Origin of the sequence: Actinopolymorpha rutila (assembly GCF_013407855.1) — a bacterium.
Taxonomy (GTDB): domain Bacteria; phylum Actinomycetota; class Actinomycetes; order Propionibacteriales; family Actinopolymorphaceae; genus Actinopolymorpha; species Actinopolymorpha rutila.
On the sequence record NZ_JACBZH010000001.1, the window covers coordinates 4,871,968 to 4,895,758 of the forward strand.

The window sequence follows — 23,791 nt, forward strand, 5'->3', positions numbered from 1 at the left end:
CGATGTCGAGCTGCTGCAGTCCCTCCGCCGGCCACGAACCTTCCGCCGGCCACGGCCTCTCCACTGGCCACGGTTCCCCCGCCGGCACGGCGTACGAGCTGCCCTTCGAGGTGCCCACCCGCGACCCGCGCGAGGTGGCCCGCGGGATGGTCTCGCTGCCGGCGGGTGAGTTCGCGATGGGCGGCGCCGACGAGGACGCCTTCCCCGACGACGGCGAGGGCCCGGTCCGCCAGGTGCGGGTGTCGGCATTCCGGCTGGACGAGACCGCGGTCACCAACCGCCAGTTCGGCGCGTTCGTCAAGGCCACCGGCTACGTCACCGAGGCCGAGCGCTTCGGCTGGTCGTTCGTCTTCCACCTGTTCGTCGGGCCGGGGCAGCGCGCCCACGTCAAGGACGCCAGCGTGCCGGGCGCCCCGTGGTGGCTGGCGGTGGAGGGCGCGACCTGGCGTACGCCCGAAGGTCCCGGCAGCGACGTCCGGACCCGCCCACAGCACCCGGTGGTGCACGTGTCCTGGCGCGACGCGTTCGCCTACGCCCGCTGGGCCGGCAAGCGGCTGCCGACCGAGGCCGAGTGGGAGTACGCCGCCCGGGGCGGGCTCGCCCGCGCGCGCTACGCCTGGGGCGACGAACTCACCCCACGGGGCCGCTGGCGGTGCAACATCTGGCAGGGCCGCTTCCCGCGGGTGGACACCGCCGAGGACGGCCACACCGGGACCGCGCCGGTGAAGTCGTACGCCCCGAACGGTTTCGGACTGTACGAAGTGGCCGGCAACGTCTGGGAGTGGTGCGCGGACTGGTGGAGCACCAGCTGGCACGCCCAGGAGCGGCCGGAGACGCGGGACGACCCGGCGGGGCCGCCGGGGGGCGACACCCGGGTGATGCGCGGCGGCAGCTACCTGTGCCACGCGTCCTACTGCAACCGCTACCGCGTCGCGGCCCGTACCAGCAACACCCCGGACAGCTCCAGCGGCAACCTCGGTTTCCGCTGCGCGGCGGACCTACCCTGATCCAAGGCCCCGACGCGAAGTCTCTTGCCCTCAGCAGCTCGCCGAGAATCCAGGAGCAGACCATGCCGGACACGCCGAGTCCCTCCGCCAGCTCCTCCGCTCGCCGCGCCGTCGTCTTCGGGATGGACGGCGTCCGCTTCGACGTCCTGCGGCGCGCCCACACGCCACACCTGGACGCCATCGCGGCCGACGGTTTCCTCGCCCCGATCCAGGTGGATCCCAGTGGACCCACCATCTCCGGGCCCGTGTGGGCGACGGTGGCGACCGGCGTCCTCCCACCGGTGCACCGGATCTTCGACAACAACCTCCACGGCAACCGCCTGGCCGCCCATCCGAACTTCCTGACCCGGGTCGAACACGCCCGCCCGGGAGCGCGCACGTTCGCGCTCGCCGACTGGCCGCCGCTGGTGAGTACGGACCACGGCGGCCCGGTCTTCCCCGGCGGCCGGCTGATCCCGCCCGGCGGCACCGAACACCACGGCCTGGCGACCTGGGAGCAGTGCGAGGACGAGCTCGCCGACGACGCGGTCGAGGTGCTCGGCTCCCAGGACGTGCACGCGGCGTTCGTCTACTTCGTCGGGCCGGACGCGGTCGCCCACGAACTCGGCGTCGGCCCGGAGTACGTCCACGCGATCGAGGCCACCGACGCCCGGATGGGCCGGATCCTCGCCGCGATCCGGGCCCGGGCCACGGCCGCGGCCGCGGCCGAGGAGTGGACGGTCGTCGTGGTGACCGACCACGGGCACCGTGACGAGGGTGGTCACGGCGGCGACTCCGCCGAGGAACGGACCGCCTGGATCGCCGCGTCCGGCCCCACGGTCCCGGCCGCACCACCGGAGGGGCTCGCGCACGCCGACATCCACCCGCACGTGCTGACCGCGCTGGGCATCGACCTCGATCCGTCGTGGGGTCTGTCCGGCCGGCCGTTCGACGTCGACGTCCAACCCGCCTGAGTACGCCCGGCGCGAAGCCTGGGCGGTGATTCTTCCACGGAAGAATGCCACGCGGCGGAACAACAGCGGGACGGCGCCGGCCGCCGGTGCCGCCGAGGTCGGCCGTCCGGACCGGGACGAGTGACTTCCGCGTGACCGCCCTCGTCGGCTCGAATGGCCCGATGAGGATCGAGACCATCGAGACGTTCCTGGCCGACCAGATCGCGATCGTCCGCATCCGTACCGACGACGGAGCGGAGGGCATCGGGCAGACGTCACCGTTCCGGCCGGGTCTGTCCGTACGCCTGCTGCACGAAATGGCCGCGCCGCACTTCCTCGGCCAGGACCCGTGGGACCTCGAGGCGCTGGTGGAGCGCTGCCTGCGCAAGGAGTACAAGTTCCCTTCGACGTTCCTGTACCGCGCGCTCTGCGGCATCGACACCGCGCTGTGGGACCTGCTCGGCAAGGTGACCGGCCAGCCGGTGTACAAGCTGCTCGGCGGCCAGGTGCGCGACTTCGTACCGATGTACGCGTCCAGCATGAGCCGGTCGATCACGCCCGAGGCCGAGGCCGAGCGGCTGGCCGCGCTGCGCGAGGAGTACGGCTTCGCCGCCGCCAAGGTCCGGGTCGGCGACGTGATGGGCGCGGACCGGGACGCCTCGCCCGGCCGGACCGAGAAGCTCATCCCCCACATCCGTGCGGCCATGGGCGACGACTTCACCATTCACGCCGACGCCAACAGCGGGTTCTCGGTGTCCCGCGCGATCCGGGTCGGCCGGATCCTGGAGGACAACGGATACGGCCACTTCGAGGAGCCCTGCCCGTATCCCCTGCTGGAGAACACCGCGCAGGTCGCCGCGGCACTCGACATCCCGGTGGCCGGCGGTGAGCAGGACAACTCGCTGGGGCAGTTCCGGCGGATGATCGAGTCGCACGCGGTCGACATCGTGCAGCCCGACATCGGTTACATCGGCGGCGTCGCCCGTGCCCGCCGGGTGGCCCGGATGGCCGAGGACGCGGGGATTCCGTGTACGCCGCACTGCTCGAACACCTCGATGCTGCAGGTGTTCACGCTTCACCTCGCCGCGTCAATGCCGGCTTGTCACCAGTTCCACGAGTGGGGCATCGAGGACACACCGTGGACGCGCGGCGTCTACGAACCCGCACTCCGCTTGGAGAACGGTGGCGTCAAGGTGTCGGACGCGCCGGGCTGGGGCGTGGAGATCACGCCGGAGTTCCTCCGCGACGCGCACCGCGAAGAGTCGAGCAGCTAAGGTTTCGCGACACCTGAGCGAGCGGCACCGCGGTCACTGCTTGTCGATCAGCCCACGCAACCACACGGCGGCGGACTCGATGTCGCCGTACGACAAGACGGCCCACGAGGCGACCCAGGAGACGACGTCGCCCACCCGGCCGGAGCGAACCGGCCCAGGTGGGCGACGAACGTGCGTACGACCTGGCGAAGATGAGCCCTACTGCTTGGCCACCTTGGCCGACAGCGTCTCGGCCAGCGCGGCCAGGAAGTCGTCGGTGCTGAGCCACTCGGTGTCGTCACCGACCAGCAGCGCGAGGTCCTTGGTCATCTTGCCGGCCTCGACGGTCTCCACGCAGGCCTGCTCCAGCGTCTTCGCGAACTCCGTCACCTCCGGCGTGCCGTCCAGCTTGCCGCGGTGGGCCAGGCCCCGGGTCCAGGCGAAGATCGACGCGATCGGGTTCGTCGACGTCTTCTGGCCCTTCTGCCACTGCCGGAAGTGCCGCGTCACCGTGCCGTGCGCCGCCTCGGCCTCGACCGTCCGACCGTCCGGCGTCATCAGCACGCTGGTCATCAGGCCGAGCGAGCCGAAGCCCTGCGCGACGGTGTCGGACTGCACGTCACCGTCGTAGTTCTTGGCCGCCCAGACGAAGCCGCCCTCCCACTTCAGGGCCTGCGCCACCATGTCGTCGATCAGCCGGTGCTCGTAGGTGATGCCGGCCTCTTCGAACTTGCCCTTGAACTCCGTCTCGAAGACCTCGGCGAACAGGTCCTTGAAACGGCCGTCGTAGGCCTTGAGGATGGTGTTCTTCGTGGAGAGGTAGACCGGGTAGCCGCGCTGCAGGCCGTAGTTCAACGAGGCCCGGGCGAAGTCGCGGATGGAGTCGTCGTAGTTGTACATCGCCATCGCGACGCCGCCGCCGGGGTACTCCGCGACCTCGAACTCCATCGGCTGGCTGCCGTCGGTCGGGGTGTAGGTCACGGTGAGCTTGCCCGGACCCGGCACCACGAAGTCGGTGGCCTTGTACTGGTCGCCGTGGGCGTGCCGGCCGATGATGATCGGCTTGGTCCAGCCCGGCACCAGGCGGGGAACGTTGTCGATGATGATCGGCTCGCGGAAGACCACGCCGCCGAGGATGTTGCGGATCGTGCCGTTCGGCGAACGCCACATCTTCTTCAGGCCGAACTCCTCGACCCGCGCCTCGTCCGGGGTGATCGTGGCGCACTTGACGCCCACGCCGTGCTGCTTGATCGCGTTCGCGGCGTCGATCGTCACCTGGTCGTCGGTGGCGTCGCGGTGCTCGATGCCGAGGTCGTAGTAGTCGAGCTGGAGGTCGACATAGGGCAGCAACAGCTGCTCCTTGATGTCCTTCCAGATGACCCGGGTCATCTCGTCGCCGTCAAGCTCGACGATCGGGTTCTTCACGCTGATCTTTGACAAAGGGGGCTCCTCCGGCCAGGACGTGGATCGGGGTGGGGGCAACCCCGCCGGCCACCCACGTCAAGGGTGGGGTTAGAGGTTCTGGACGTCGGACTGCTTGCTGCGGACGGCTTCCGCCGCCTCCTTCAGCGCGGCCAGCTCGCTGTCGGTGAGATCGGTCTCGACGACCTTGCGTACGCCGGTCCTGCCGAGCTCGGCGAGGACGCCGAGGTAGACGCCGTCGATGCCGTACTCACCGTCGACCCACGCGCACACTGGCATGACAGCTCCGGAGTCCTCCGCGATCGCCTTGGCCATCCGGGCCGCCGCGGCCGAGGGTGCGAAGTAGGCCGAGCCGGTCTTGAGCAGGCCGACGACCTCCGCCCCGCCGTTGCGGGTGCGCTTCACGAGCGCCTCGATGTCCTCGGCGGACAGCAGCTCGGTCAGCGGCCTGGTGGAGCCGTCGACCTCGACGGTGCACTTGCTCGGGACCGGCACCATCGTCTCGCCGTGCGAGCCGAGGGTCAGCGTGGTGACGGCGCCCACCGGGACGCCGAGCTTCTCCGCCACGCTGTTGGTGAACCGCGCGGTGTCGAGCATGCCGGCCTGGCCGAGCACGCGGTTACGCGGGAACTGCGTGGCCAGCTGGGCCAGCGCCGTCATCTCGTCCAGCGGGTTGGACACCACGACGACCACCGCGTTGGGCGCGTGCTTGGCGACGCTCTCGGCGACCTGCCGGACGATCTTGGCATTGGTCTCGATCAGGTCCATCCGGCTCATGCCGGGCTTGCGCGGCAGTCCGGCGGTGATGATCACGATGTCGGAGCCGGCGATCGCCTCGTAGCCCTCGCCGTTACGGCCCGTCGTCTGGCCGGTCACCTTGGTCTCGAAGCCCTCGACCGCGCGGGACTGGTTGATGTCGAGCGCCAGCCCCTCGGGCCGGCCTTCGAGAATGTCGGTGAGGACGACCTCGTCGAAGATGTCGTACTCGGCGAGTCGCTGCGCGGTCGTCGACCCGTAGAAACCCGCACCGACGACAGCGACCTTGCCGTTACGCGCCATGTGTGCTCGCCTCCTGGAAATGCCGCCCGGATGTGCGGCGCTCGGACTCAGCGTTCTCGGCGTTCTCGGGAATTGTCTTGGCGTCGAGATACTTCTCGAAGCCTAACCGAGCAACCGTCCCCACGGCTGTTCGGGGTCATTCGGGAGTCATCGGATGTCCGGCACGGCCAGCGCCAGCACCAAAGCCGCACCTCCCATGATCGCGAGCGTCACCACGTCGGTCATCCGGCTCCGCAGCACCAGCAGGCCGGCTCGCCTGGTGGTCAGCACCAACCGGAACACCGCCGCCAACAGGACCGAGCAGGCGAACAGTGCCGTACCGGGCCGGAAGTCGACCACCACCACGACCACCAGGGAGGCGACCACGCCGGCGAGAACCACCAGCAGCGGCCACTGCCGGCGCGGCCAGGGACGAATCGGCGGAAGTGGGCGGCCCCGTGGTCGACCCCAACGCTTCCAGAACGCCTGCCTGTCGGCGGGCGTTCCCCCGGCGGCCGGGACAGGGGACACCTGGGATGCCTGGGCTGCCGGCCGGGCCGCTTCCTCGCCTGGCTGGTCGACCATGACCGCCCTCCTGGGACTCCGCTGGGATTCCTCGCAGAACGGCAGGCTACTCGCCCCGGCTGCGACGGCTGCTCGCAACCGCCCGGCGTGGCCCGAACGCCGCGGAACGCGGGGCGGCTCCGTGAGGGTCAGGGCACCTCGTCAGGGCACCTCGGAGACGAAGGAGGCGACGCTGGTGAGGAACGAGCCGAGGTACGGCCGGAAGTCCCGGCGTACAGGCTCCGGCGTACCGGGCAGCTCCGACGGGTGCGGCAGGAGCGAGCACAGGGCCACGGACGTACGGCGACGGTGGACGGGGTTCTCCGGTACGGACGGGAGCACCCCGACCGGCACCTTCATCCCGCTGAGCTCACCCTCGGTGACCCCGCGCAGGACCTCGCCGGAGAGCAGGTCCTTGGCGATCCGGGGCGACGCGCCGAGTTCGGTCAGCTCCCGGCGGGTGCGTACGTCCACCACGGCCTCGCCGACCGTCGCGGGCCAGGCCAGGACCAGCCGGTCCACTCGGTCCGGACAGGTCAGCGCCAACCGGACGGCCACCGAGCAGCCGTTCGACCCGGCCACCACGCAGACCGGGCCCGGCGGCAGCAGCGGCACCAGGTGCTCGACCTCGGCAAGCCAGGAGCGCGCCCGTGGGAGGCGGTCGGGCACGAGCACGGGGAACCCCCGCTCCTCGAGGCCGGCGACGATCCCGGGCTCGCGCCAGAACCGCTCGGCGTTCATGTCGTCCCAGAGGCCGCCATGAACCAGCAGCAGTGTCGTCACCTTCCCCACTCTGCCGACCTCACCCGGTCGGCGGCAACGCCGGGGCGCTGATGCACCGGATACCCCGGATACGCGGCCCGCGTGGGTCGTAGGTCCACTGCACCCTGTGTGAACTACGGGGGCGATGGGAGCTAGGCGAGCTACGCGGGCTACGCGAGCTATGCGTGGTTGGGGACGTCGGCGGAGCTACCGGATCGGCGCTCGGCCGCGGCGGCCGACCGGCTGGGTGAGGCGCCGGCGACGGAGAGCAACAGGAGGATCAGGATCGCCAGCCCGGCGAGCGCGCCCAGGTGGTTGCCGAGCGCCTGCACGACCGGATACTCGGGACCGGCGTACACCGACGGCACAGCGAACACGAACGCCGCGCGCCACGAACTCCACGCGAACAACGCGCCCGAGGCCACCCAGGTGAGCAGCAGCGTGCGCCAGCGCTGCGAAGTAGGCGGCGACCTTACGGGCCACCATCAGCTTCGGCGTGCGTCCCGGGACCACCGATGTCGTCATGGCACCGAAGCTCGGTGCGTGGCGGGGGCGGTCCCGTCTCCCGTGACGGCGAGCCTCCTCCCCCTGGGAGGGAGCCGGTCCCCGTCGCCTCACGGGGACCGGCTCAGTGGAACCGGTGGGACTCGGTGGAACTCAGTGGAAGAAGTGGCGCGTCCCGGTGAAGTACAACGGCACCCCGGCCGCCTGGGCCGCCGCGATCACCTCGTCGTCGCGGACCGAGCCACCCGGCTCCACCACCGCGCGCACCCCGGCGTCCAGCAGCACCTGCAACCCGTCGGCGAACGGGAAGAACGCGTCCGAGGCGGCCACCGACCCGGCCGCCCGCTCGCCCGCCCGCGCCACCGCGAGCCGGGCGGAGTCGACCCGGTTGACCTGCCCCATGCCGACACCCACGGTCGCCTCGCCACTGGCGAGCAGGATGGCGTTGGACTTGACCGCACGCACCGCCCGCCACGCGAACACCAGGTCGGCCAGCACCGAGTCGTCGACCGGGTCGCCGGCCACCAGGCGCCAGCCGAGCAGGTCGTCGCCGGGAGCGTCCACCGCGTCCACGGTCTGCACCAGCGCACCACCGGAGACCTGGCGGATCTCGACTCCGGCACCGGCGGGCGCCGGGCAGCGCAGCAGCCGGATGTTCTTCTTCCGGGTGAGGATCTCCAGGGCCACCGGCTCGAACTCCGGCGCCACCACGACCTCGGTGAACACCTCCGCGACCTGCCGGGCCATCGCCTCGGTCACCGGACGGTTGGTCGCGATCACCCCACCGAACGCCGACACGGGGTCACACGCGTGTGCCTTCGAGTGCGCCTCGGCCAGGTCGGCGGCCACCGCGATGCCGCACGGGTTGGCGTGCTTGATGATCGCCACCGCGGGGGCCGCGAAGTCGTAGGCCGCGCGCCGGGCCGCGTCTGCGTCGACGTAGTTGTTGTACGACATCTCCTTGCCGTGCAGCTGCTCGGCCTGGGCCAGGCCGGGCGCGGTCGAGCCGGAGGAGTAGAGCGCGGCGCGCTGGTGGGGGTTCTCGCCGTACCGCAACACCGCCTTGCGGTTCCAGGTCGCACCGAACCAGGCCGGGAAGCCGGTGCCCTCGTCGGTGGGTGCCACGACGTTGCCGAGCCAGGACGCGACCTGCACGTCGTAGGTGGCGGTGTGCACGAACGCCTCGGCGGCGAGCCGTTGCCGCTGGTCCAGGGTGAAGCCCCCGGCGGCGACCGCGGCCAGGACGTCGGCGTACCGCTGCGGGGAGGTGACCACCGCGACGCTGGCGTGGTTCTTGGCGGCCGCGCGGGTCATCGCCGGGCCACCGATGTCGATCTGCTCGACCACCTCGTCCGGCCCGGCGCCGGAGGCGACCGTCGCCGCGAACGGATAGAGGTTCGACACCAGCAGGTCGAACGCCTCGACGTTCAGGTCGGCGAGCTGGCGGACGTGGTCGGGGTTACGGGTGTCGGCCAGCAGGCCGGCGTGCACCCGCGGGTGCAGCGTCTTGACCCGGCCGTCCAGGCACTCCGGGAACCCGGTCAGCTCCTCCACGCGGGTCACCTCGATCCCGGCCGCCTCGATGGTCGCGGCGGTGGAGCCGGTGGACACGATCGACACCCCGGCGTCGGCCAGCCCGCGAGCCAGCTCTGTCAATCCGGACTTGTCATAGACGCTGACCAGCGCGCGGCGGATGGGACGCCGGCCTTCCTCGGCGGCGGCCGATGCGGCGGTGGTGCTGGTGGTGTCGTTCACGGGATGGTGACCTTTCTGCCCTGAACGGTGTAGCCCTCGCGCACCATCGAGCCGACGACGTCGACGAGCTGGCGGCGCTCGGCGACCTTGATGCGTTCGGTCAACGTTTCTTCGGTGTCGTCGTCGCGCACGGGCACGGCGACCTGGGCGATGATCGGACCGGCGTCGACACCCTCGTCGACGACGAACAACGTGGCGCCGGCCAGCCGGACTCCGTAGGCGAGCGCGTCGCGCGGCCCGTGCATCCCGGGGAACGCCGGCAGCAGCGAGTTGTGGCTGTTGACGTACTTCCCGCCGAACTCCGACAGGAACGACGCGCCGACCAGCTTGAGGAAGCCGGCCGACACCACCAGGTCGGGCTCGAACGCGGCCACCTTCGCGGTGAGCGCGGCGTCCCAGTCGGCGCGGGCGGGATGGTCACGGACCCGCAGGACGAACGTCGGAATGCCCGCACGCTCGGCGCGGGCCAGGCCCTCGATCCCGTCGCGGTCGGCGCCGACGGCGACGATCGTGGCGCCGTACGCCGGATCGCGGGTGGCGTCGAGCAGGGCCTGCAACAGGGTGCCCGAACCGGAGAGCAGGACGACGAGGCGGGCGGACAGGATGAACTCCTCGCTGATCGGTCGGCCGCGGACGCACGAACTGGACGGCGCCGGCGACCTACCCGGGGCACGTTCGCTTCGAGTCCGACGTTCCGTCACGATAGCGGTAGGCGCGCAAACGACGGGAGAAGCCCCTGTGAGCAGTACCGACAATCCCCCCGAGGGCCGTCGCGAGGACGAGCCGACCGGCACGCACCTGGAGAAGGTGCGGGCGGCGAGCACGGCGGCGGGCACGGCGGAGGGCACGGCGGAGGGCGGCAGCGGAGGCACGGGCACCGGGACGGATACGGGCTCCGGGGGGGATACGGCCACCGGTGCGGACGAATCCGGCGACGCCGGACTTGCCCCCATCCCGCCAGAGGGCACCGTCGCTCCCCCGGACACCGAGCGGGTCTTCGGCCGGCCGCGCACTGGTTCGCCGTACTCGCGGATCATGCCCACCCGTGACAGCTCAGGCGGCGGCGCGAGCGGGAGCGGGCACGGCGGGAGCGGCCCCGCTGGCGGTGCTCCCCAGGGCGGTTCCCAGCCCGGCGGCGGTTGGGGCGGACCGACCGGAGGCTGGAGCGGTGGTCCCGGCGGACCTGGTGGTCCTGGTAGTCCCGGAGGTCCGGGCGGACGACCCGGCGGCGCACCCGGACCGGCCGAGTCCGAGGACCAGCGTCGCCAGGTGAACGTCTACGGCCGCATCGCCTTGATGCTCGGCATCTTCGGCCTGCTGGCGAGCATCTTCGTTCCCCCGCTCGGCATCTTCGCCGGTGGCATCGCGGTCGGGCTGGGAGTGGCCGGGCGACGCAAGGGCCGGCGCGCCAACCGAGTGGTCCCCGGCGCCGGACCAGGCCTGGTCCTCGGCGTGGTCGCGGTGGCGATCGGCCTCGTGCTGTCGGTGGTGTGGGCCGTGTTCTGGAACGAGATCGTGGACTACCAGGAGTGCGTGTCCGGCGCCAACACCCAGACCGCCCGGCAGAACTGCCAGACGACGTTCGAGAAGAGCATCTTCGACCGGCTCTCGCCGCCGTCGCGGTCCTGACCCAGGCCTCGTCTCTCAGTCCTGGTCACTCAGTCCTCGTCGACCGCGTCCTGCTCGGTCGCGGCCTCGCGCCGCCGGCCGGGCAGCCGGTCGAGCACGTGCCACCGGGCGGCCGCCCTGCTCGCAAGCACCGCAACCGCACCGGCGATCCCGAGCGTGCTGATGGCGATCAGCGCCGTCTGGGCCGCGGGCGGCCCGACGTCGGCCAGCCGCCCGGGGCCGACCGAGCCACCGGCCAGCAGGGCGACCAGCGTGTAGAGAACCCCGCCGGCCACTCCGGCCAGTCCGGCACGGGTGGCCGCGGTCTCCACGCCGTACTCCGGATACCGCCGTACGGCGGCCAACCCGGCCACCGCGCCCGCCGCGATCGGCAGCAACAGCACCGCTGCCAGCCAGCCGGGCGGCGTCGTGGTCACCGGCAGCGCGCCGAGGAGCGGGAACGCCGGCAGCGAGCCGAGCAGGACCCCCGACGGCGCGACGACCGTGCCGGTACCGACCGCGAAACCCGGGCCGAGGGCGTACGCCGCACCGAACACCGCGGCGTTCGGGAGGTACGCCAGGCACGCCACGAGCAGCAGCACCAGACCGACCGGGCCAGGTGCCAGCGACCTGGTGAGGTCGGCGACCCGGCCGGCGTGCACGACCAGGGAGACCGCGACCAGCAGGGTGCCGCAGGTCAGCAGGGCGACCAGGCCGGCGGTCCCGCCGTACAGCACGGCCCGCACCCCCTCGGGCAGGCGCTCCCAGAACGACTTCGCGTGCCCGGTCTCCCGGACCGTGCCGGCACCGCCCACCACCGCGGCGAGCAGGGTGGCGAAAGCGAACGCCCGAACAAGGTCGGGAGCCGCCTCGTCGGCGCGGGTGGCCAGGGCCACGAGCGTCACCAGCGCGCCGTAGGCGACCGCCAGGGAAGCCACTGCCAGGGAGGTATCCCGGCCGCCGCGCAGCTCGGCCGTGCGGGCGACCCAGCCACCTGCCCGCCACAGCAACAGGACGGGCAACGCGGTCAGACCCCAGGGAGCGAGGTGGTAGCGGCCGTCGGACAGGGCGATCGGCACCCAGTGGGCCGACAGCCAGGCGTCGACACCGACCCGGAAGGCCCACGACGCCGTACCCCCGGTGGTGGCGAACCAGCCCACGACGGCGATCGCCGCACACGGCAACGCCCCCGCCAGCACCGCCCAGCCGGCCGCCAGGAGCGCCCCCACGGGCGCCGGCCTGGGGTGCCCACCACCGGGTGGGCGTCCTGGTACGCGCGCGACGGAACGCGCCAGCAGGTCGGTCATCGCAGACATCGTCCCAGCCGAGCCGGGTTCGCGCCGCCTCGGACACGCCGCACGGGCACACCGCCACCAAAAGATCCGAAACGACATGGGAGGATTCGCACCGGAAAAGTCACAGATGTTTCTCGATCGGCCGGTATGAGAAGCCGTAACGGGACCGGTTTGACTATGTTCGTCCTGACACCCGTGGTTCGCGGCAGAAAGTTCCCCATCTGAGGACACGATCGCTGCAACCACCGGCCGGGGTGCGGTGTCATCTGGAGAGAGTCGGCGGGAGTGGCGGAGGGCTCATGGCGGAAGCCGACGACTTCGACGCCTTCTACCACGCCACTCGGCAACGACTCCTCCACCAGATGTACGCGATGACCGGAAACCTGGCCGATGCTCAAGACTGTGTCCAAGAGGCGTACGCCCGAGCCTGGCAGCACTGGACGGACGTGGCCGGCCACGCCAACCCCGAGGCCTGGCTGCGCACGGTCGCCTGGCGGATCGCCGCCAGCAGGTGGCGCAAGATCAAGAACGGCGTCGCCGCGATGGCGCGGCACGGGCCGCCGTCGCACGCACCTGAACCCAGTCCGGACAACGTCGCACTCGTCGCCGCCCTCAAGGAGATCCCCGAGGCTCAGCGACGCACGATCGTGCTCCACCACCTGGTCGGGATGTCGGTCGAGGAGGTGGCCCGGGAGATGAGTGTTCCGAGCGGCACCGTCAAGGCCAGGCTGTCCCGAGGCCGCGCCGCGCTCGCCGCGCTCCTGCGCGAGAGCGATCCCCGAGCCGACAGTGCGACTGAGGAGACCGAGCATGCCCGCTGACTCAGACCGCCGGGTCGACGACAGTCTTTCCAGGTTGCGCTCCGACATCGACGTCGTCGAGTGGGCGGAAGCCGACCAGCTGCGCCGACGCGGTGTCCGGCGGCACGTCCAGCGCGCCGCGAGCACCGGCATCGCCGTCGTCGCGGGCGTCGGCCTGCTCGGCTACAGCGTGATCGCCGGCATACCCAGCGAGACCCCCATCCGGGTCAGCGACCCACCGGCCACCTTGCCCGGGATGCCACGACCGACGCCCACGGGCATCCTCGGCACCGCCCTGCGCATCGCCCCCGAACCCCCGCCGGCCCGGCTCCGTGCCAGCGGCGCGGCGTCCCGTTACGCCCGGCCGAAGCCGCCCCACGCCCCGGCCGAGCGGCGGCGGCACGTAACCATCACCAGGTCCTCGACTCCCCCTCCGTCGGTTCCCACGGCCTCCTCCACCGGCACGGCCGCTCCGCCGGTGAGTCCCGAACCCACTCCGACGACCGCTCCGCCGGCCCCGTCGGCTCCCCCGCTGACCGCCGACGCGCTGCTGAGCGCGGCGGAGATGCCGAAGGTCGACGACTCCGGGGCCGGCTGGGCGGACGCCGGCACCAGTGAGGCCGAGGGTTCGGCTGCGTCGCACTGCCAGTCCGGCAGCCTCGCCGGGCTCGGCGCCGTGCAGAGCGTGCGCCGCGACTTCGCCTGGGGCACCGAGGGCACCGTCATCGGTGCCAACGTGGTCGGCCGGTTCGGGACCGGCGCGGAAGCAGGGTCGGCCTACGACACGTTCCGCGGCTGGTTGGCCGACTGTGCCTGGGGGCAGGTGCACGGCCCGACCAGCGCCGACGCCGGAGACCAGGCCGCCTGGTGGTGGTTCGGCCACGACAACGGCGACGGAACCGGCCGGATCGAGGTCGTCGGACTGGTTCGTTCCAACGCCCAGCTGTCCGTGGTCGTCTGGCGTGAAGACGGCCTGGACCTCAACTACAGCACCGACCCGATGGCCACGACCCTCACGGCGACCGCCGACCGGCTGGCGACCAGCGGCGGCAGCTGAACGCCGACGGGGCCGGACTCCGACAGGGCGCCGACGAGGCGAACCGCCCGCACCGACACGACGACGAGGCGGGTCCCTTGGCCAGGGACCCGCCTCGTCGTCTTCTCGCCTGTGGGTCGCGCCCTCGCGTTCGACCTGAGGTCGGCGCGGGCGCGGCCGGACTAGCCGCGGCCCTCGACGACCTCGCGAACCAGCCGGGCGGTCTCGCTGGGAGTGCGGCCGACCCGCACACCGCAGGCCTCCAGCGCCTCCTGCTTGGCCTGCGCGGTGCCGGACGAGCCGGACACGATCGCGCCGGCGTGGCCCATCGTCTTGCCCTCGGGCGCGGTGAAGCCGGCGACGTAGCCGACGACCGGCTTGGTGACGTTGGCCTTGATGAACTCCGCGGCCCGCTCCTCCGCGTCACCGCCGATCTCGCCGATCATCACGATGACCTCGGTCTCCGGGTCGGCCTCGAACGCCGCCAGGGCGTCGATGTGGGTCGTGCCGATGATCGGGTCACCGCCGATGCCGACCGCGGTGGAGAAACCGATGTCGCGCAGCTCGTACATCATCTGGTAGGTCAGCGTGCCCGACTTGGAGACCAGCCCGATCCGGCCCGGACCGGTGATGTCGGCCGGGATGATGCCGGCGTAGGACTTGCCCGGCGAGGCGACGCCCGGGCAGTTCGGCCCGACGATGCGGGTGCGCCCGCCCTTGGCCTGCGCCCGGGTGAAGAAGTCCGCGGTGTCGTGCACCGGCACGCCCTCGGTGATCACCACGACCAGCGGGATCTCCGCGTCGACGGCCTCGTTGACCGCCGCCTTGGTGAACGCCGGCGGGACGAACGCCACACTGACGTCGGCGCCGGTCTGCTCCATCGCCTCCTCGACGGTGGCGAAGATCGGGAGCGAACGCCCCTCGACCTCGACCTTCTGGCCGGCCTTACGCGGGTTGGTGCCCCCGACGATGTTGGTGCCGGCCCGAACCATCTTGCGGGTGTGGATGCTGCCCTCGGAGCCGGTCATCCCCTGAACGATGACCTTGCTGTTCTCGGTGAGGAAGATCGCCATGGTGTGAAGTCTCCTTACCGCGCCGCGGCCAGTTCGGCCGCGCGACGCGCGGCGCCATCCATCGTGTCGACCTGCTCGACGCCGTTCAGCGCGGCGTCGGCGAGGATCTGCCGGCCGAGCTCGGCGTTGTTGCCGTCGAGGCGGACGACGAGCGGCTTGGAGACCGCCTCGCCCCGGTCCGCGAGCAGCTTGAACGCCGCGACGATGCCGTTGGCCACCGCGTCGCAGGCGGTGATCCCGCCGAAGACGTTGACGAAGACGGCATTCACCTCGGGGTCGGACAGGACGATCTCCAGCCCGTTGGCCATCACCTCGGCGGACGCGCCGCCGCCGATGTCGAGGAAGTTGGCCGGCCGCACGCCGCCGAACTCCTCACCGGCGTAGGCCACCACGTCGAGGGTGCTCATCACCAGGCCCGCGCCGTTGCCGATGATGCCGACCTGGCCCTGCAGCTTCACGTAGTTGAGGTGCTTGTCCTTGGCCCGCTGCTCCAGCGGGTCGGTGGCCGCCTTGTCCTCGAACGCGGCGTGGTCCTCGTGCCGGAACGCGGCGTTGGCGTCCAGGGTGACCTTGCCGTCGAGCGCCTCGATCGTCCCGTCGGCCAGCTTCACCAGCGGGTTGACCTCCACGAGCGTGGCGTCCTCGGCGACGAAGGTCTTCCACAGCGCGAGAATCGCGGGGACGGCCGCCTCGGCGACGTCCGCGGGGAAGTTGGCCGCGGTGACGATCTCGCGGGCCTTCGCCTCGTCGACACCGGCCACCGGGTCGATCGCGACCTTGGCCACTGCGTCGGGGTTGGTGTGGGCGACCTCCTCGATCTCCACCCCACCCTCGGCGCTGGCGATGCAGAGGTAGGAACGGTTGGAGCGGTCGACGAGGAACGAGAAGTAGTACTCGTCGGCGATCGCCGCCGCCGGCGCCACCAGGACGCGGCGGACCACGTGGCCCTTGATGTCCATCCCGAGGATCGCCTCGGCCTGGGTCACCGCCTCGTCGGGGTCGGCGGCGAGCTTGACCCCGCCGGCCTTGCCCCGGCCCCCGGTCATCACCTGGGCCTTGACGACGACCCGCCCGCCGAGTTCCTCGGCGGCCGGCCGGGCGTCGCCGGGTGTCTCGACGACCCGTCCGAGTGTGACGGGTACGCCATGCTTGGCGAAGAGTTCCTTCGCCTGGAATTCCATCAGGTCCACGAGCGCGCTCTTCCTGGTCGGTTCGCATACGCCTTGGCTGGCGGGCCGTACGAAGGCCCGGCCGCGAGCCTAACGCCGCCGCCTCGCCGCACCGCGAGCGGGGCGCACGGTCACAAGAGGTGACCGATCGCCCGTGCGGGCGCGCGCTGACCTGCGAACAAGGCCGCGAACCGGACCGCGAACCAGAAGGGACGCTCAGGCCGGTGACGCCTCCGTGCCCTCCACGTTGTCCCCGGTCTGCGCGGCTCGTGCGGTGTGCGCGGTCTGCGCGACGGACGCCTCCGGGCCTTCGGCCTGCTCGCCGAGGTTGGCGCTGACCCAGCCCACGATCTCCTGGGTCGACGCGCCGGGGGTGAAGACGCGGGCCACTCCCATCCGCGCCAGCGTGGCGATGTCGGCCTCGGGAATGATCCCCCCGCCGAACACGACGATGTCGTCGGCTTCCCGCTCACGCAGCAGATCCGTCAGCCGCTGGAACAGCGTCAGGTGCGCGCCGGAAAGAACGGACAGGCCGATCCCGTCGGCGTCCTCCTGGATCGCGGTCTCCACGATCTGTTCCGGTGTCTGGTGCAGGCCGGTGTAGATGACCTCCATGCCGGCGTCGCGCAACGCACGGGCGACGACCTTCGCTCCCCGGTCGTGGCCGTCCAGTCCGGGCTTGGCGACGACCACCCGGATCGGCGAACGTCCTCGTTCTGCCTGCACGTCACCCACGCACCTCTCGACTGAAGACCGGAACCCGCGCCGACATTCTCACCGGAATTCTCGCGGAGTTCTCACGGAAAGCCCCGAGGCGAGGTCTTGGAACCACTCGGCGACTGTCTCGAACTCAGACGAACTTATGGCATCGAACGCGGGTTCCGATAACGCGCGGTGTCTCTCGTACGGCAGATACGTGACGCGTGGTGTCCTGCCGCGCCGGGCTGGTCACACCGCGTGTCACGAACCTGCCGGGAATGCCCGAGTTGTAGCATCTGCTGGTCCACTTCCGGCCTGGCCGGTACGAGTTGTTTGGCCTGTTGACACCAATCCGTTATCGTCTGCCGCGTTTGCTGCCGAAAGCGCGAAGAACTCGAGATCGGCAGACCCCCGCTTCAGGAAGGTTTCTCACCAGTGGCCGAGACCGCGAAGCATCGCCGTGACCGATCGGCGGGTCGCACTCGACCGTCGCGAGACACGTCGGCTTCCCGGGCCAACCGTCCGGCGACCCCGGCGGAGTCACGTGGCGCCGCTCCCGTCCTCCGGACCCCCTCGACTCTCGAGCTCCCCCCGACGCAGGCACAGCAGCGCGGGCATCGCAAGCCCGAGACCAGGCGGGGTTTCCCCACCGTTCCGGTCCTCGCCGGTGTCGCGACCTTCGCCGTCGCCTCCGGCGCCGTCTTCGTGGGCTCGAACACGCTGGCGAGGGGCGAGACCACCGTCCAACGCGCGCTGCCGGCGAGTATCGCCCGCAGTGTGAGCCAGGTCGAGCAGGCCCGTGAGAACGCGGCCAAACGGGCCGACCGCTCCAAGCGCACCGCCAAGCCCAGCACCGACGCTGCCGACCTGGCCGCCGCCCACCGCGCTCGGGCGGCCGCCGACCAGGAACGGGCGGCCTGGGCCGCGCAGCACAGCCAGGAGATCCAGTCGATGGAACGCACCGCGGCCGGAGCCACCGAGCAGCAGACGATGGAACGCTCCATCGAGTGGACGCTGCCGGTGCAGAAGTTCCGCCTGTCCGCGGGGTACGGCCGGGCCGGCTCGATGTGGAGCCACCTGCACACCGGGCAGGACTTCGCGTCGCCGCTCGGCACACCCGTCTACTCCGTCGGCAACGGCGAGATCATCGGCGCGGGCTGGGAGAGCGCGTACAGCGCGTTCGGCAACCGGATCCAGGTTCGGCACGATGACGGCACCGTGACGTGGTACTGCCACCTGTCCCGGTACGCCCGCCGGAGCGGCCCGGTGCGCGCCGGCACGCTGATCGGCTACGTCGGGAGCACCGGCAACTCCAGCGGACCACATCTGCACTTCGAGGTGCACCCCGGCGGGGGTACGGCGATCGACCCGCTCCCCTGGCTGCGCCAGAAGGGCCTGCTCTGACCTGACGTCAGAGCTTCTGCGGCGAGACCCTTACCTCAGAGCTTCTGCGGCGAGACCCTTACCTCAGAGCTTCTGCGGCGACGCTGACCTCAGAGCTTCTGCAGCGGCGCGTAGCGGAGCAGGAACCGCTTGACGCCCTCCGACCCGAAGTCGACCGTGGCCTCGGCGTTGTCCCCCTGGCCCGCGGTGGCCACCACCGAGCCCATACCGAACGTGTCGTGCACCACTCGGTCGCCGGGCGACAACGCGACGATCGGCCGCTGCCCTGGCCTGGTGGTCTTCTGCCGGTCGGTGCGTCGGCTGCTGACCGACTGCGAGCCCCACGAGATCTGGTCGGCCTCCGTACGCCGCCAGTCCACCAGCTCGGCCGGAATCTCGTCGAGGAAGCGGGACGCGGGATTGTGCTGGGGTGCTCCCCACGCACTGCGGACCACGGCCCGGGAGACGTAGAGGCGCTTGCGTGCCCGGGTGATGCCGACGTAGGCGAGCCGGCGTTCCTCCTCCAGCTCCTTGGCGTCGCTTTGTGAGCGCTGGTGCGGGAAGACGCCGTCCTCCAGACCGGTGAGGAAGACGACCGGAAACTCCAGCCCCTTCGCGGTGTGCAGGGTCATCAGCGTGACCACCCCGCCGTTGTCCTCGCCGTCGGGAATCTGATCGGAGTCGGCGACCAGGGCGACGCGCTCGAGGAAGTCGGCGAGGGTGGCCGGCACCCCCTCCGCCACCGCGCCTTCGGTGAACTCCCGGGCAACCGCCACCAGCTCGGAGAGGTTCTCCACCCGGGTCTCGTCCTGGGGATCGGGTGAGTTTTCCAGCTCCTTGAGGTAGCCACTGCGGTGGAGCACCTGGTCCAGCAGGTCGGCCGGCGGCATCCCCTCGGCCACCGCGGCCACCAGCTCGTCGATCATCGTCACGAACCCGCGGATGGCGTTGGCCGAACGGGTGGCCAGGCCGGGCACCTCGTCGGTGCGGCGCAGCGCCTGCCAGAAGGTCGTCCGCTCACGCTGGGCGAACGCCTCGACGCAGGCCTCGGCGCGGTCACCGATCCCCCGCTTCGGGACGTTGAGGATCCGGCGCAGCGACACGGTGTCCTCGGGGTTGGCCAGCAACCGGAGGTAGGCGAGTGCGTCCCGCACCTCCCGGCGCTCGTAGAAGCGGACCCCGCCGACGACCTTGTAGGGCAGACCGACGCGGATGAAGATCTCCTCGAACACCCGGCTCTGCGCGTTGGTGCGGTAGAACACCGCGACGTCCTTGGGCTGGGCCGCGCCCTGGTCGCCCAGCCGGTCGATCTCCTCGGCGACGAACTGCGCCTCGTCGTGCTCGTCCTCCGCGACGTAGCCCACCACGGACTCACCGGAGCCGGCGTCGGACCAGAGGTTCTTGGCCTTGCGGCCGGCGTTGCGGCTGATCACCGCGTTGGCGGCGGACAGGATCGTCTGAGTGGAGCGGTAGTTTTGCTCGAGCAGGATCACCTGGGCGTCGGGGAAGTCCTCCTCGAACTGCAGGATGTTACGGATCGTCGCGCCGCGGAAGCCGTAGATCGACTGGTCGGCGTCGCCCACCACCATCAGCTCGCCGTGCGGCCCGTCGCCGTCGGCGCTGGTCAGCTCGCGGACCAGGACGTACTGCGCGTGGTTGGTGTCCTGGTACTCGTCGACGAGGACGTGCGCGAACCGGCGGCGGTAGTGCTCGCGGACCTCGGGGAACGCCTGCAACAGGTGCACCGTGGTCATGATGATGTCGTCGAAGTCCAGGGCGCTGGACTCGCGCAGACGCTGTTGGTAGAGCCCGTAGCACTCGGCGAAAGTGCGCTCGAGGTGGTTTTCGGCGCGGCGCGCCGCCTCCTCGTGGTCGATCAGCTCGTTCTTGAGGTTGGACACCCAGTTGAGCACCGAACGCGGGTTGTAGCGCTTGGAGTCCAGGTCGAGGTCGCGGCACACCAGCGTCATCAGCCGGCGGGAGTCGGCGTCGTCGTAGATCGAGAACGACGAGGACATCCCGAACCGCTTGATCTCCCGCCGCAGGATGCGCACGCAGGAGGCGTGGAACGTGGAGACCCACATCGCCCCGGCCGCCCGCGGCCCCACCAGCTCGGCGACGCGTTCGCGCATCTCCCCCGCGGCCTTGTTGGTGAAGGTGATCGCCAGCACCGAACTCGGCCGCGCGCCCCGCTGGGCCAGCAGCCACCCGATCCGGCGGGTGAGCACCCGGGTCTTGCCCGACCCTGCGCCGGCCACCACCAGCAGCGGGTGTCCCTCGTGCACGACCGCCGCCCGTTGGGAGGGGTTGAGCCCCTCCAGCAGGGTCTCCGGGTCGTGCCGGGGACGCCCGGCCGACGCGTCGGCCCGGCCGGGTTCGGCGGCGGACCTCTCGCCGGTGGACTTCGCGTCGGAGGTCGCGTCGGAGTCGGTCATCAGGTGGGTGTGCGAAGACAGGGCGCTCATCGTGTGGCCCAGCCTACGAGTGCCCGCCGACACCGCCACCCGACAGGCCGGACATGTCCGGCCAGCTCGGCCCGGACCGGCCCGGCGGGGGCCCGGCCTACGACGGGTCCACGGTCAGCGGCTCGTCGTCGCGGTGGGCGGCGAACTCCGCCGACCTGGCTTCCGTAGCGGCTTCGTACCGTCGCAGCCGGTCCTCCCAGTCCGCGCTCACCCCGAACTCGGCGGCCGCCAAGCCGGCGTCGCGGACCGCCGCCGCGGCCTCGTCCCGCTGGTCCGGCGTGACCACCCGGACCGGGTCGCCGGCCGCGAGCGTGTGCGGGGGTACGAAGAACCCGTCGGGTACGAACGTACGGGCGTGCACCAGCGCGCCGACCGCGATGCTCGCGCCCGGGCCGAGGCGGGCACCGTGCAGGACGGTCACGTTCGCGGCTAGGTAACAACAGCGTTCCACCGTGCAGCCGAGCACGGTGGCGTGCGGGCCGACGACGACGCGGCCGACCAGGGTGGCGTTGGGGGCGACTCGTGGACGGTCGGCGCGGCACCCCGGTGACGGATCAGCATGCCGCCATCGCCGGACACGCCGCCGACATGCGGAAGGCCCGCCACTCCCGGGTGCGGGGTGGCGGGCCTTCCGTGACTGCTCAGACCTTGTGGTCCTCCGGCTTGTCCCAGAAGTACAGCTCCGGGTCGTACACCGCCGGGGACGGCAGGATCCAGGGGTTCACCCAACCGCCGAGCGTGAGGTTCTCCTTCTTCGGGACGTTGTGCAGTCCCTTGCGGGTGAGCACGATGCGCGGGTAGTTGGCGACGATGCCGAAGAAGAACGGACCGTCGTCGATGTGGATCTTCTCGATCTCCCACATGATCTGGATCCGCTTCATGTTGTCCGGCTCGACCCGGGCCTGCGCGTACAGCTTCCACAGCCGGTCGATCGGGTCGCCCTTCTCGGCCAGCATCCACGGCGGCGTCCGCTTCCACGGCGACAGGTTGGCCTGTGACTTCAGCTTCTTCGGGTCGCCGGTCTGCAGGGTGAACGCCTGCCCGTGCAGCGGTGCCCAGTGGCCGGTCTCGACCGGGATCACCCAACCGGGGTAGATCAGCGGCGAGCAGTCGCCCACCTCCCACGCGGTGGTGGTCATCAGTTCGCCGCGGCCCCAGCGGTCGCCGAACGCCTCCGGCGGAACCGGGTTGATGACGGTCTTGACGCCGACGGCCTCCCAGTCACGCTTGAGGTGGTTGTTCTTCTGGACGTGCTCGGCGCTGGCGTCGGCCGGGTAGTCCAGGGAGATCTGCAGCTTGGAGCCGTCCGGCAACTCGCGCTTGCCGTCGCCGTTCTTGTCCACCAGGCCCAGCTTGTCCAGCATCGACTTGGCCTTGTCCGGGTCGTACTTCACGTACGCGTCCCGCCACTGCGTGTACTTCTGCTTCGCCTCGTCGTTGATGGTGAACATCTGCCCCTTGGGGCTGAGCGTTCCGGTGGTCACCTCGCCGGTGTCGAAGTAGATCGCCTTGCGCGCGTCCGGCCGGTTGATGGCGTGCGACAACGCCTGCCGGAACTCCGGCTTGCGGATCACCTCGCGCATCTTGTCGTCCGGGTAGTCGTAGTTGAGGAAGCAGATGGAACCGGTCCCGGATCCGCTGTCCCAGAAGCTGACCTGGACACCCGTGCGCTGCTCGGCCTGCTTGAGCCCGGAGATGTCGCCGAGTACGAGGGCGGTGTGGCCGCCGTGCACGTAGTCGTACCTGCCGTTGCTCATCTGCAGCTTCTGGACCTGCGGGTCCTTCACCACGGTGAACCGGACCTCGTCGAGGTAGGGCAGCTGCTTGCCGTCCTTGTCGACCACCCAGTAGTAGGGGTTGCGTTCGAGTACGACGCTGCGGCCCTCGTCGTAGGTCTTCGTGTACCAGCCGGTCATCACCGGCGAGCCCGGGTTGAGCTGCCAGTCCAGGTGCAAGTCGTGCTTGACGTACCAGTCCTTGCCCTTGATCTTCTTGTTGTACTTCGGGTGGTACTTCATCAGCACGTGCTTGGGCGCCATCCACTGCGGGCCGATCCCGCGGTTGACCCAGGCGGCGAGGCGTTCCGGCGTGATCGGCGCGGGCGCGTCGAACTTCATCCTCAGTGTGTAGTCGTCGGACGCGGACAACGTCGCGACGGTGTCGCGGCCGGAGCGCACGTCGTCCGGTGGCACCTCCGGGTGCTCGGTGTTGAGCACCATGTCCTGCCACCAGTACATGATGTCGGCGGTCGTCCACGGCTGACCGTCGGACCACTTCAGGCCCTTGCGGAAGTGGAAGGTCCAGTCCGATGCGTCGGCGTTGGACTCCCAGCTCTCCACCAGACCGGGCCCGATGTCCAGACCGTCGTTGAGGAACCGCAGCAACGAGTGACCGTAGCAGTACTCCTTGATGGCGCCGGAGTTGCTCGTGTCGATCACCATCTGGAGCTGGCCGCCGTAGTTGCCCGGCTCGGCCCAGCGGTGGGGAATGACATACGGCGTGGAGGGCAGCCGCTTGTCGAGCGAAGGGATCTTGCCCGCCTTCACCTGCTCAGCCAGTGACGGCGCCTCGGAGAACTTCTTCGGTGGGGCGAGCGGCTTGGTCGCAGACCCCTTGGGCACCTGCCCCGAACCCGCTCCGCCGCCCGCGGCCTTCTTGCCCGACCCGCCGTTGCCTCCGGTGGAGTCGTTGCCCGAACACGCGGCCAGCATGAGCGACCCGGCGGCCACCGCCGAGCCGTACAGAAAACCGCGCCTGCTGACGCCGTTGCCATGCACCATCCGTCACACCTTCCTTGCGAACGAAGCCGCGCTCCGCTTCGGCACGGCTCAGCAACCTGGCACGAGTGACGGGCGCACGGACACGCCTTCGCCACAGCCAGGTCCGGAAAGGCCCATCATGGACAGCGTCGAGGCCGGATGGAGCGCAGTCGACAACCCCTGGGCGACCAGGATCGGTCACGGCCGGGATCGGACACGGATTCGTTCATTCCGTGAACTCAGAACCCAACGTGGTAAGGCGTCTCG

General features: G+C 70.8%; 21 protein-coding genes. 7 read left to right on the forward strand and 14 right to left on the reverse strand.

From position 1 onward, the window contains the following. Positions 1 to 2 precede the first annotated feature (2 nt). From F4554_RS21725 to F4554_RS21735, 3 genes are all read left to right on the forward strand, one after another. Complete coding sequence (locus tag F4554_RS21725) at positions 3 to 1,007, forward strand: formylglycine-generating enzyme family protein (protein ID WP_179789281.1); 1,005 nt, start codon at positions 3 to 5, stop codon at positions 1,005 to 1,007. Positions 1,008 to 1,069: 62 nt separating this feature from the next. Continuing rightward, positions 1,070 to 1,960 carry an alkaline phosphatase family protein gene (locus F4554_RS21730; protein ID WP_179789282.1) on the forward strand — a complete coding sequence of 297 codons (891 nt, stop codon included), beginning with the start codon at positions 1,070 to 1,072 and terminating at the stop codon, positions 1,958 to 1,960. 161 nt (positions 1,961 to 2,121) lie between these two features. Then, the gene (locus F4554_RS21735) at positions 2,122 to 3,213 is read left to right on the forward strand and encodes a mandelate racemase/muconate lactonizing enzyme family protein (protein ID WP_179789283.1); all 1,092 of its coding nucleotides are present in this window, start codon (positions 2,122 to 2,124) and stop codon (positions 3,211 to 3,213) included. 198 nt (positions 3,214 to 3,411) lie between these two features. Here the strand turns inward: F4554_RS21735 and F4554_RS21740 are convergent, their stop codons facing one another. The 7 genes from F4554_RS21740 to purN form a co-directional block, all read right to left on the reverse strand. Next, positions 3,412 to 4,632 (reverse strand): NADP-dependent isocitrate dehydrogenase, encoded by a 1,221-nt coding sequence (locus tag F4554_RS21740; RefSeq protein ID WP_179789284.1) that lies wholly within the window; start codon positions 4,630 to 4,632, stop codon positions 3,412 to 3,414. Positions 4,633 to 4,704: 72 nt separating this feature from the next. Beyond that, positions 4,705 to 5,673: a malate dehydrogenase gene (locus F4554_RS21745; RefSeq protein ID WP_179789285.1), complete on the reverse strand. Its 969-nt coding sequence runs from the start codon at positions 5,671 to 5,673 to the stop codon at positions 4,705 to 4,707. A gap of 147 nt (positions 5,674 to 5,820) precedes the next feature. Beyond that, positions 5,821 to 6,237 carry a DUF3017 domain-containing protein gene (locus tag F4554_RS21750; RefSeq protein ID WP_179789286.1) on the reverse strand — a complete coding sequence of 139 codons (417 nt, stop codon included), beginning with the start codon at positions 6,235 to 6,237 and terminating at the stop codon, positions 5,821 to 5,823. 141 nt (positions 6,238 to 6,378) lie between these two features. Then, the gene (locus F4554_RS21755; protein ID WP_202889409.1) at positions 6,379 to 6,999 is read right to left on the reverse strand and encodes an alpha/beta fold hydrolase; all 621 of its coding nucleotides are present in this window, start codon (positions 6,997 to 6,999) and stop codon (positions 6,379 to 6,381) included. Positions 7,000 to 7,157: 158 nt separating this feature from the next. Then, positions 7,158 to 7,403: a hypothetical protein gene (locus F4554_RS21760; protein WP_179789287.1), complete on the reverse strand. Its 246-nt coding sequence runs from the start codon at positions 7,401 to 7,403 to the stop codon at positions 7,158 to 7,160. A gap of 232 nt (positions 7,404 to 7,635) precedes the next feature. Continuing rightward, complete coding sequence (gene purH / locus F4554_RS21765; protein WP_179789288.1) at positions 7,636 to 9,237, reverse strand: bifunctional phosphoribosylaminoimidazolecarboxamide formyltransferase/IMP cyclohydrolase; 1,602 nt, start codon at positions 9,235 to 9,237, stop codon at positions 7,636 to 7,638. Next, complete coding sequence (gene purN / locus F4554_RS31575; RefSeq protein ID WP_202890108.1) at positions 9,234 to 9,839, reverse strand: phosphoribosylglycinamide formyltransferase; 606 nt, start codon at positions 9,837 to 9,839, stop codon at positions 9,234 to 9,236. The genes purH and purN overlap by 4 nt, the downstream gene beginning before the upstream one ends. Before the next feature lie 136 nt (positions 9,840 to 9,975). Here purN and F4554_RS31580 point away from each other — a divergent pair, with 136 nt between their 5' ends. After that, complete coding sequence (locus F4554_RS31580) at positions 9,976 to 10,866, forward strand: DUF456 domain-containing protein (protein WP_202889410.1); 891 nt, start codon at positions 9,976 to 9,978, stop codon at positions 10,864 to 10,866. A gap of 29 nt (positions 10,867 to 10,895) precedes the next feature. Here the strand turns inward: F4554_RS31580 and F4554_RS21780 are convergent, their stop codons facing one another. Continuing rightward, positions 10,896 to 12,161 (reverse strand): cell division protein PerM, encoded by a 1,266-nt coding sequence (locus tag F4554_RS21780; RefSeq protein WP_179789290.1) that lies wholly within the window; start codon positions 12,159 to 12,161, stop codon positions 10,896 to 10,898. A gap of 278 nt (positions 12,162 to 12,439) precedes the next feature. Between F4554_RS21780 and F4554_RS21785 the strand changes: the two genes are divergently transcribed. Both F4554_RS21785 and F4554_RS21790 read left to right on the forward strand, forming a co-directional pair. Next, a complete protein-coding gene (locus F4554_RS21785; protein ID WP_179789291.1) occupies positions 12,440 to 12,961 on the forward strand; it encodes a SigE family RNA polymerase sigma factor in 522 nt (173 codons plus the stop codon). After that, the gene (locus tag F4554_RS21790) at positions 12,951 to 13,997 is read left to right on the forward strand and encodes a hypothetical protein (RefSeq protein WP_179789292.1); all 1,047 of its coding nucleotides are present in this window, start codon (positions 12,951 to 12,953) and stop codon (positions 13,995 to 13,997) included. Before F4554_RS21785 ends, F4554_RS21790 begins: the two co-directional genes overlap by 11 nt. A 161-nt stretch (positions 13,998 to 14,158) precedes the next feature. Here the strand turns inward: F4554_RS21790 and sucD are convergent, their stop codons facing one another. From sucD to F4554_RS21805, 3 genes are all read right to left on the reverse strand, one after another. Next, a complete protein-coding gene (gene sucD / locus F4554_RS21795; protein WP_179789293.1) occupies positions 14,159 to 15,049 on the reverse strand; it encodes a succinate--CoA ligase subunit alpha in 891 nt (296 codons plus the stop codon). A 14-nt stretch (positions 15,050 to 15,063) separates the two neighbouring features. Beyond that, positions 15,064 to 16,239 carry an ADP-forming succinate--CoA ligase subunit beta gene (gene sucC, locus F4554_RS21800; protein WP_179789294.1) on the reverse strand — a complete coding sequence of 392 codons (1,176 nt, stop codon included), beginning with the start codon at positions 16,237 to 16,239 and terminating at the stop codon, positions 15,064 to 15,066. Positions 16,240 to 16,434: 195 nt separating this feature from the next. Continuing rightward, positions 16,435 to 16,944, reverse strand: a complete 510-nt coding sequence (locus F4554_RS21805) for a cobalamin-dependent protein (protein WP_179789295.1) — start codon at positions 16,942 to 16,944, stop codon at positions 16,435 to 16,437. Between the two features lie 750 nt (positions 16,945 to 17,694). Between F4554_RS21805 and F4554_RS33740 the strand changes: the two genes are divergently transcribed. Continuing rightward, on the forward strand, positions 17,695 to 18,321 hold the full coding sequence (locus tag F4554_RS33740) for a peptidoglycan DD-metalloendopeptidase family protein (protein WP_202889411.1): 627 nt from the start codon (positions 17,695 to 17,697) through the stop codon (positions 18,319 to 18,321). Positions 18,322 to 18,410: 89 nt separating this feature from the next. On the opposite strand, the gene pcrA is transcribed toward F4554_RS33740, so the two are convergent. From pcrA to F4554_RS21825, 3 genes are all read right to left on the reverse strand, one after another. Further along, positions 18,411 to 20,735 carry a DNA helicase PcrA gene (gene pcrA / locus F4554_RS21815; RefSeq protein WP_202890111.1) on the reverse strand — a complete coding sequence of 775 codons (2,325 nt, stop codon included), beginning with the start codon at positions 20,733 to 20,735 and terminating at the stop codon, positions 18,411 to 18,413. 127 nt (positions 20,736 to 20,862) lie between these two features. Then, on the reverse strand, positions 20,863 to 21,186 hold the full coding sequence (locus F4554_RS21820) for an LbetaH domain-containing protein (protein WP_179789297.1): 324 nt from the start codon (positions 21,184 to 21,186) through the stop codon (positions 20,863 to 20,865). 220 nt (positions 21,187 to 21,406) lie between these two features. Next, entirely contained in the window at positions 21,407 to 23,545 is a 2,139-nt protein-coding gene (locus F4554_RS21825; protein ID WP_179789298.1) for an ABC transporter substrate-binding protein, read from the reverse strand. Between the last annotated feature and the right edge of the window lie 246 nt (positions 23,546 to 23,791).

Coding starts and splice junctions, on each gene's coding strand:
- pcrA (WP_202890111.1), bottom strand. CDS start 20,735: ATGACCGACTCCGACGCGACCTCCGACGCGAAGTCCACCGGCGAGAGG.
- F4554_RS21825 (WP_179789298.1), bottom strand. CDS start 23,545: ATGGTGCATGGCAACGGCGTCAGCAGGCGCGGTTTTCTGTACGGCTCG.
- F4554_RS21735 (WP_179789283.1), top strand. CDS start 2,122: ATGAGGATCGAGACCATCGAGACGTTCCTGGCCGACCAGATCGCGATC.
- sucD (WP_179789293.1), bottom strand. CDS start 15,049: ATGGCGATCTTCCTCACCGAGAACAGCAAGGTCATCGTTCAGGGGATG.
- F4554_RS21790 (WP_179789292.1), top strand. CDS start 12,951: ATGCCCGCTGACTCAGACCGCCGGGTCGACGACAGTCTTTCCAGGTTG.
- F4554_RS21785 (WP_179789291.1), top strand. CDS start 12,440: ATGGCGGAAGCCGACGACTTCGACGCCTTCTACCACGCCACTCGGCAA.
- F4554_RS21745 (WP_179789285.1), bottom strand. CDS start 5,673: ATGGCGCGTAACGGCAAGGTCGCTGTCGTCGGTGCGGGTTTCTACGGG.
- F4554_RS21725 (WP_179789281.1), top strand. CDS start 3: ATGTCGAGCTGCTGCAGTCCCTCCGCCGGCCACGAACCTTCCGCCGGC.
- F4554_RS21750 (WP_179789286.1), bottom strand. CDS start 6,237: ATGGTCGACCAGCCAGGCGAGGAAGCGGCCCGGCCGGCAGCCCAGGCA.
- F4554_RS21780 (WP_179789290.1), bottom strand. CDS start 12,161: ATGTCTGCGATGACCGACCTGCTGGCGCGTTCCGTCGCGCGCGTACCA.
- F4554_RS21730 (WP_179789282.1), top strand. CDS start 1,070: ATGCCGGACACGCCGAGTCCCTCCGCCAGCTCCTCCGCTCGCCGCGCC.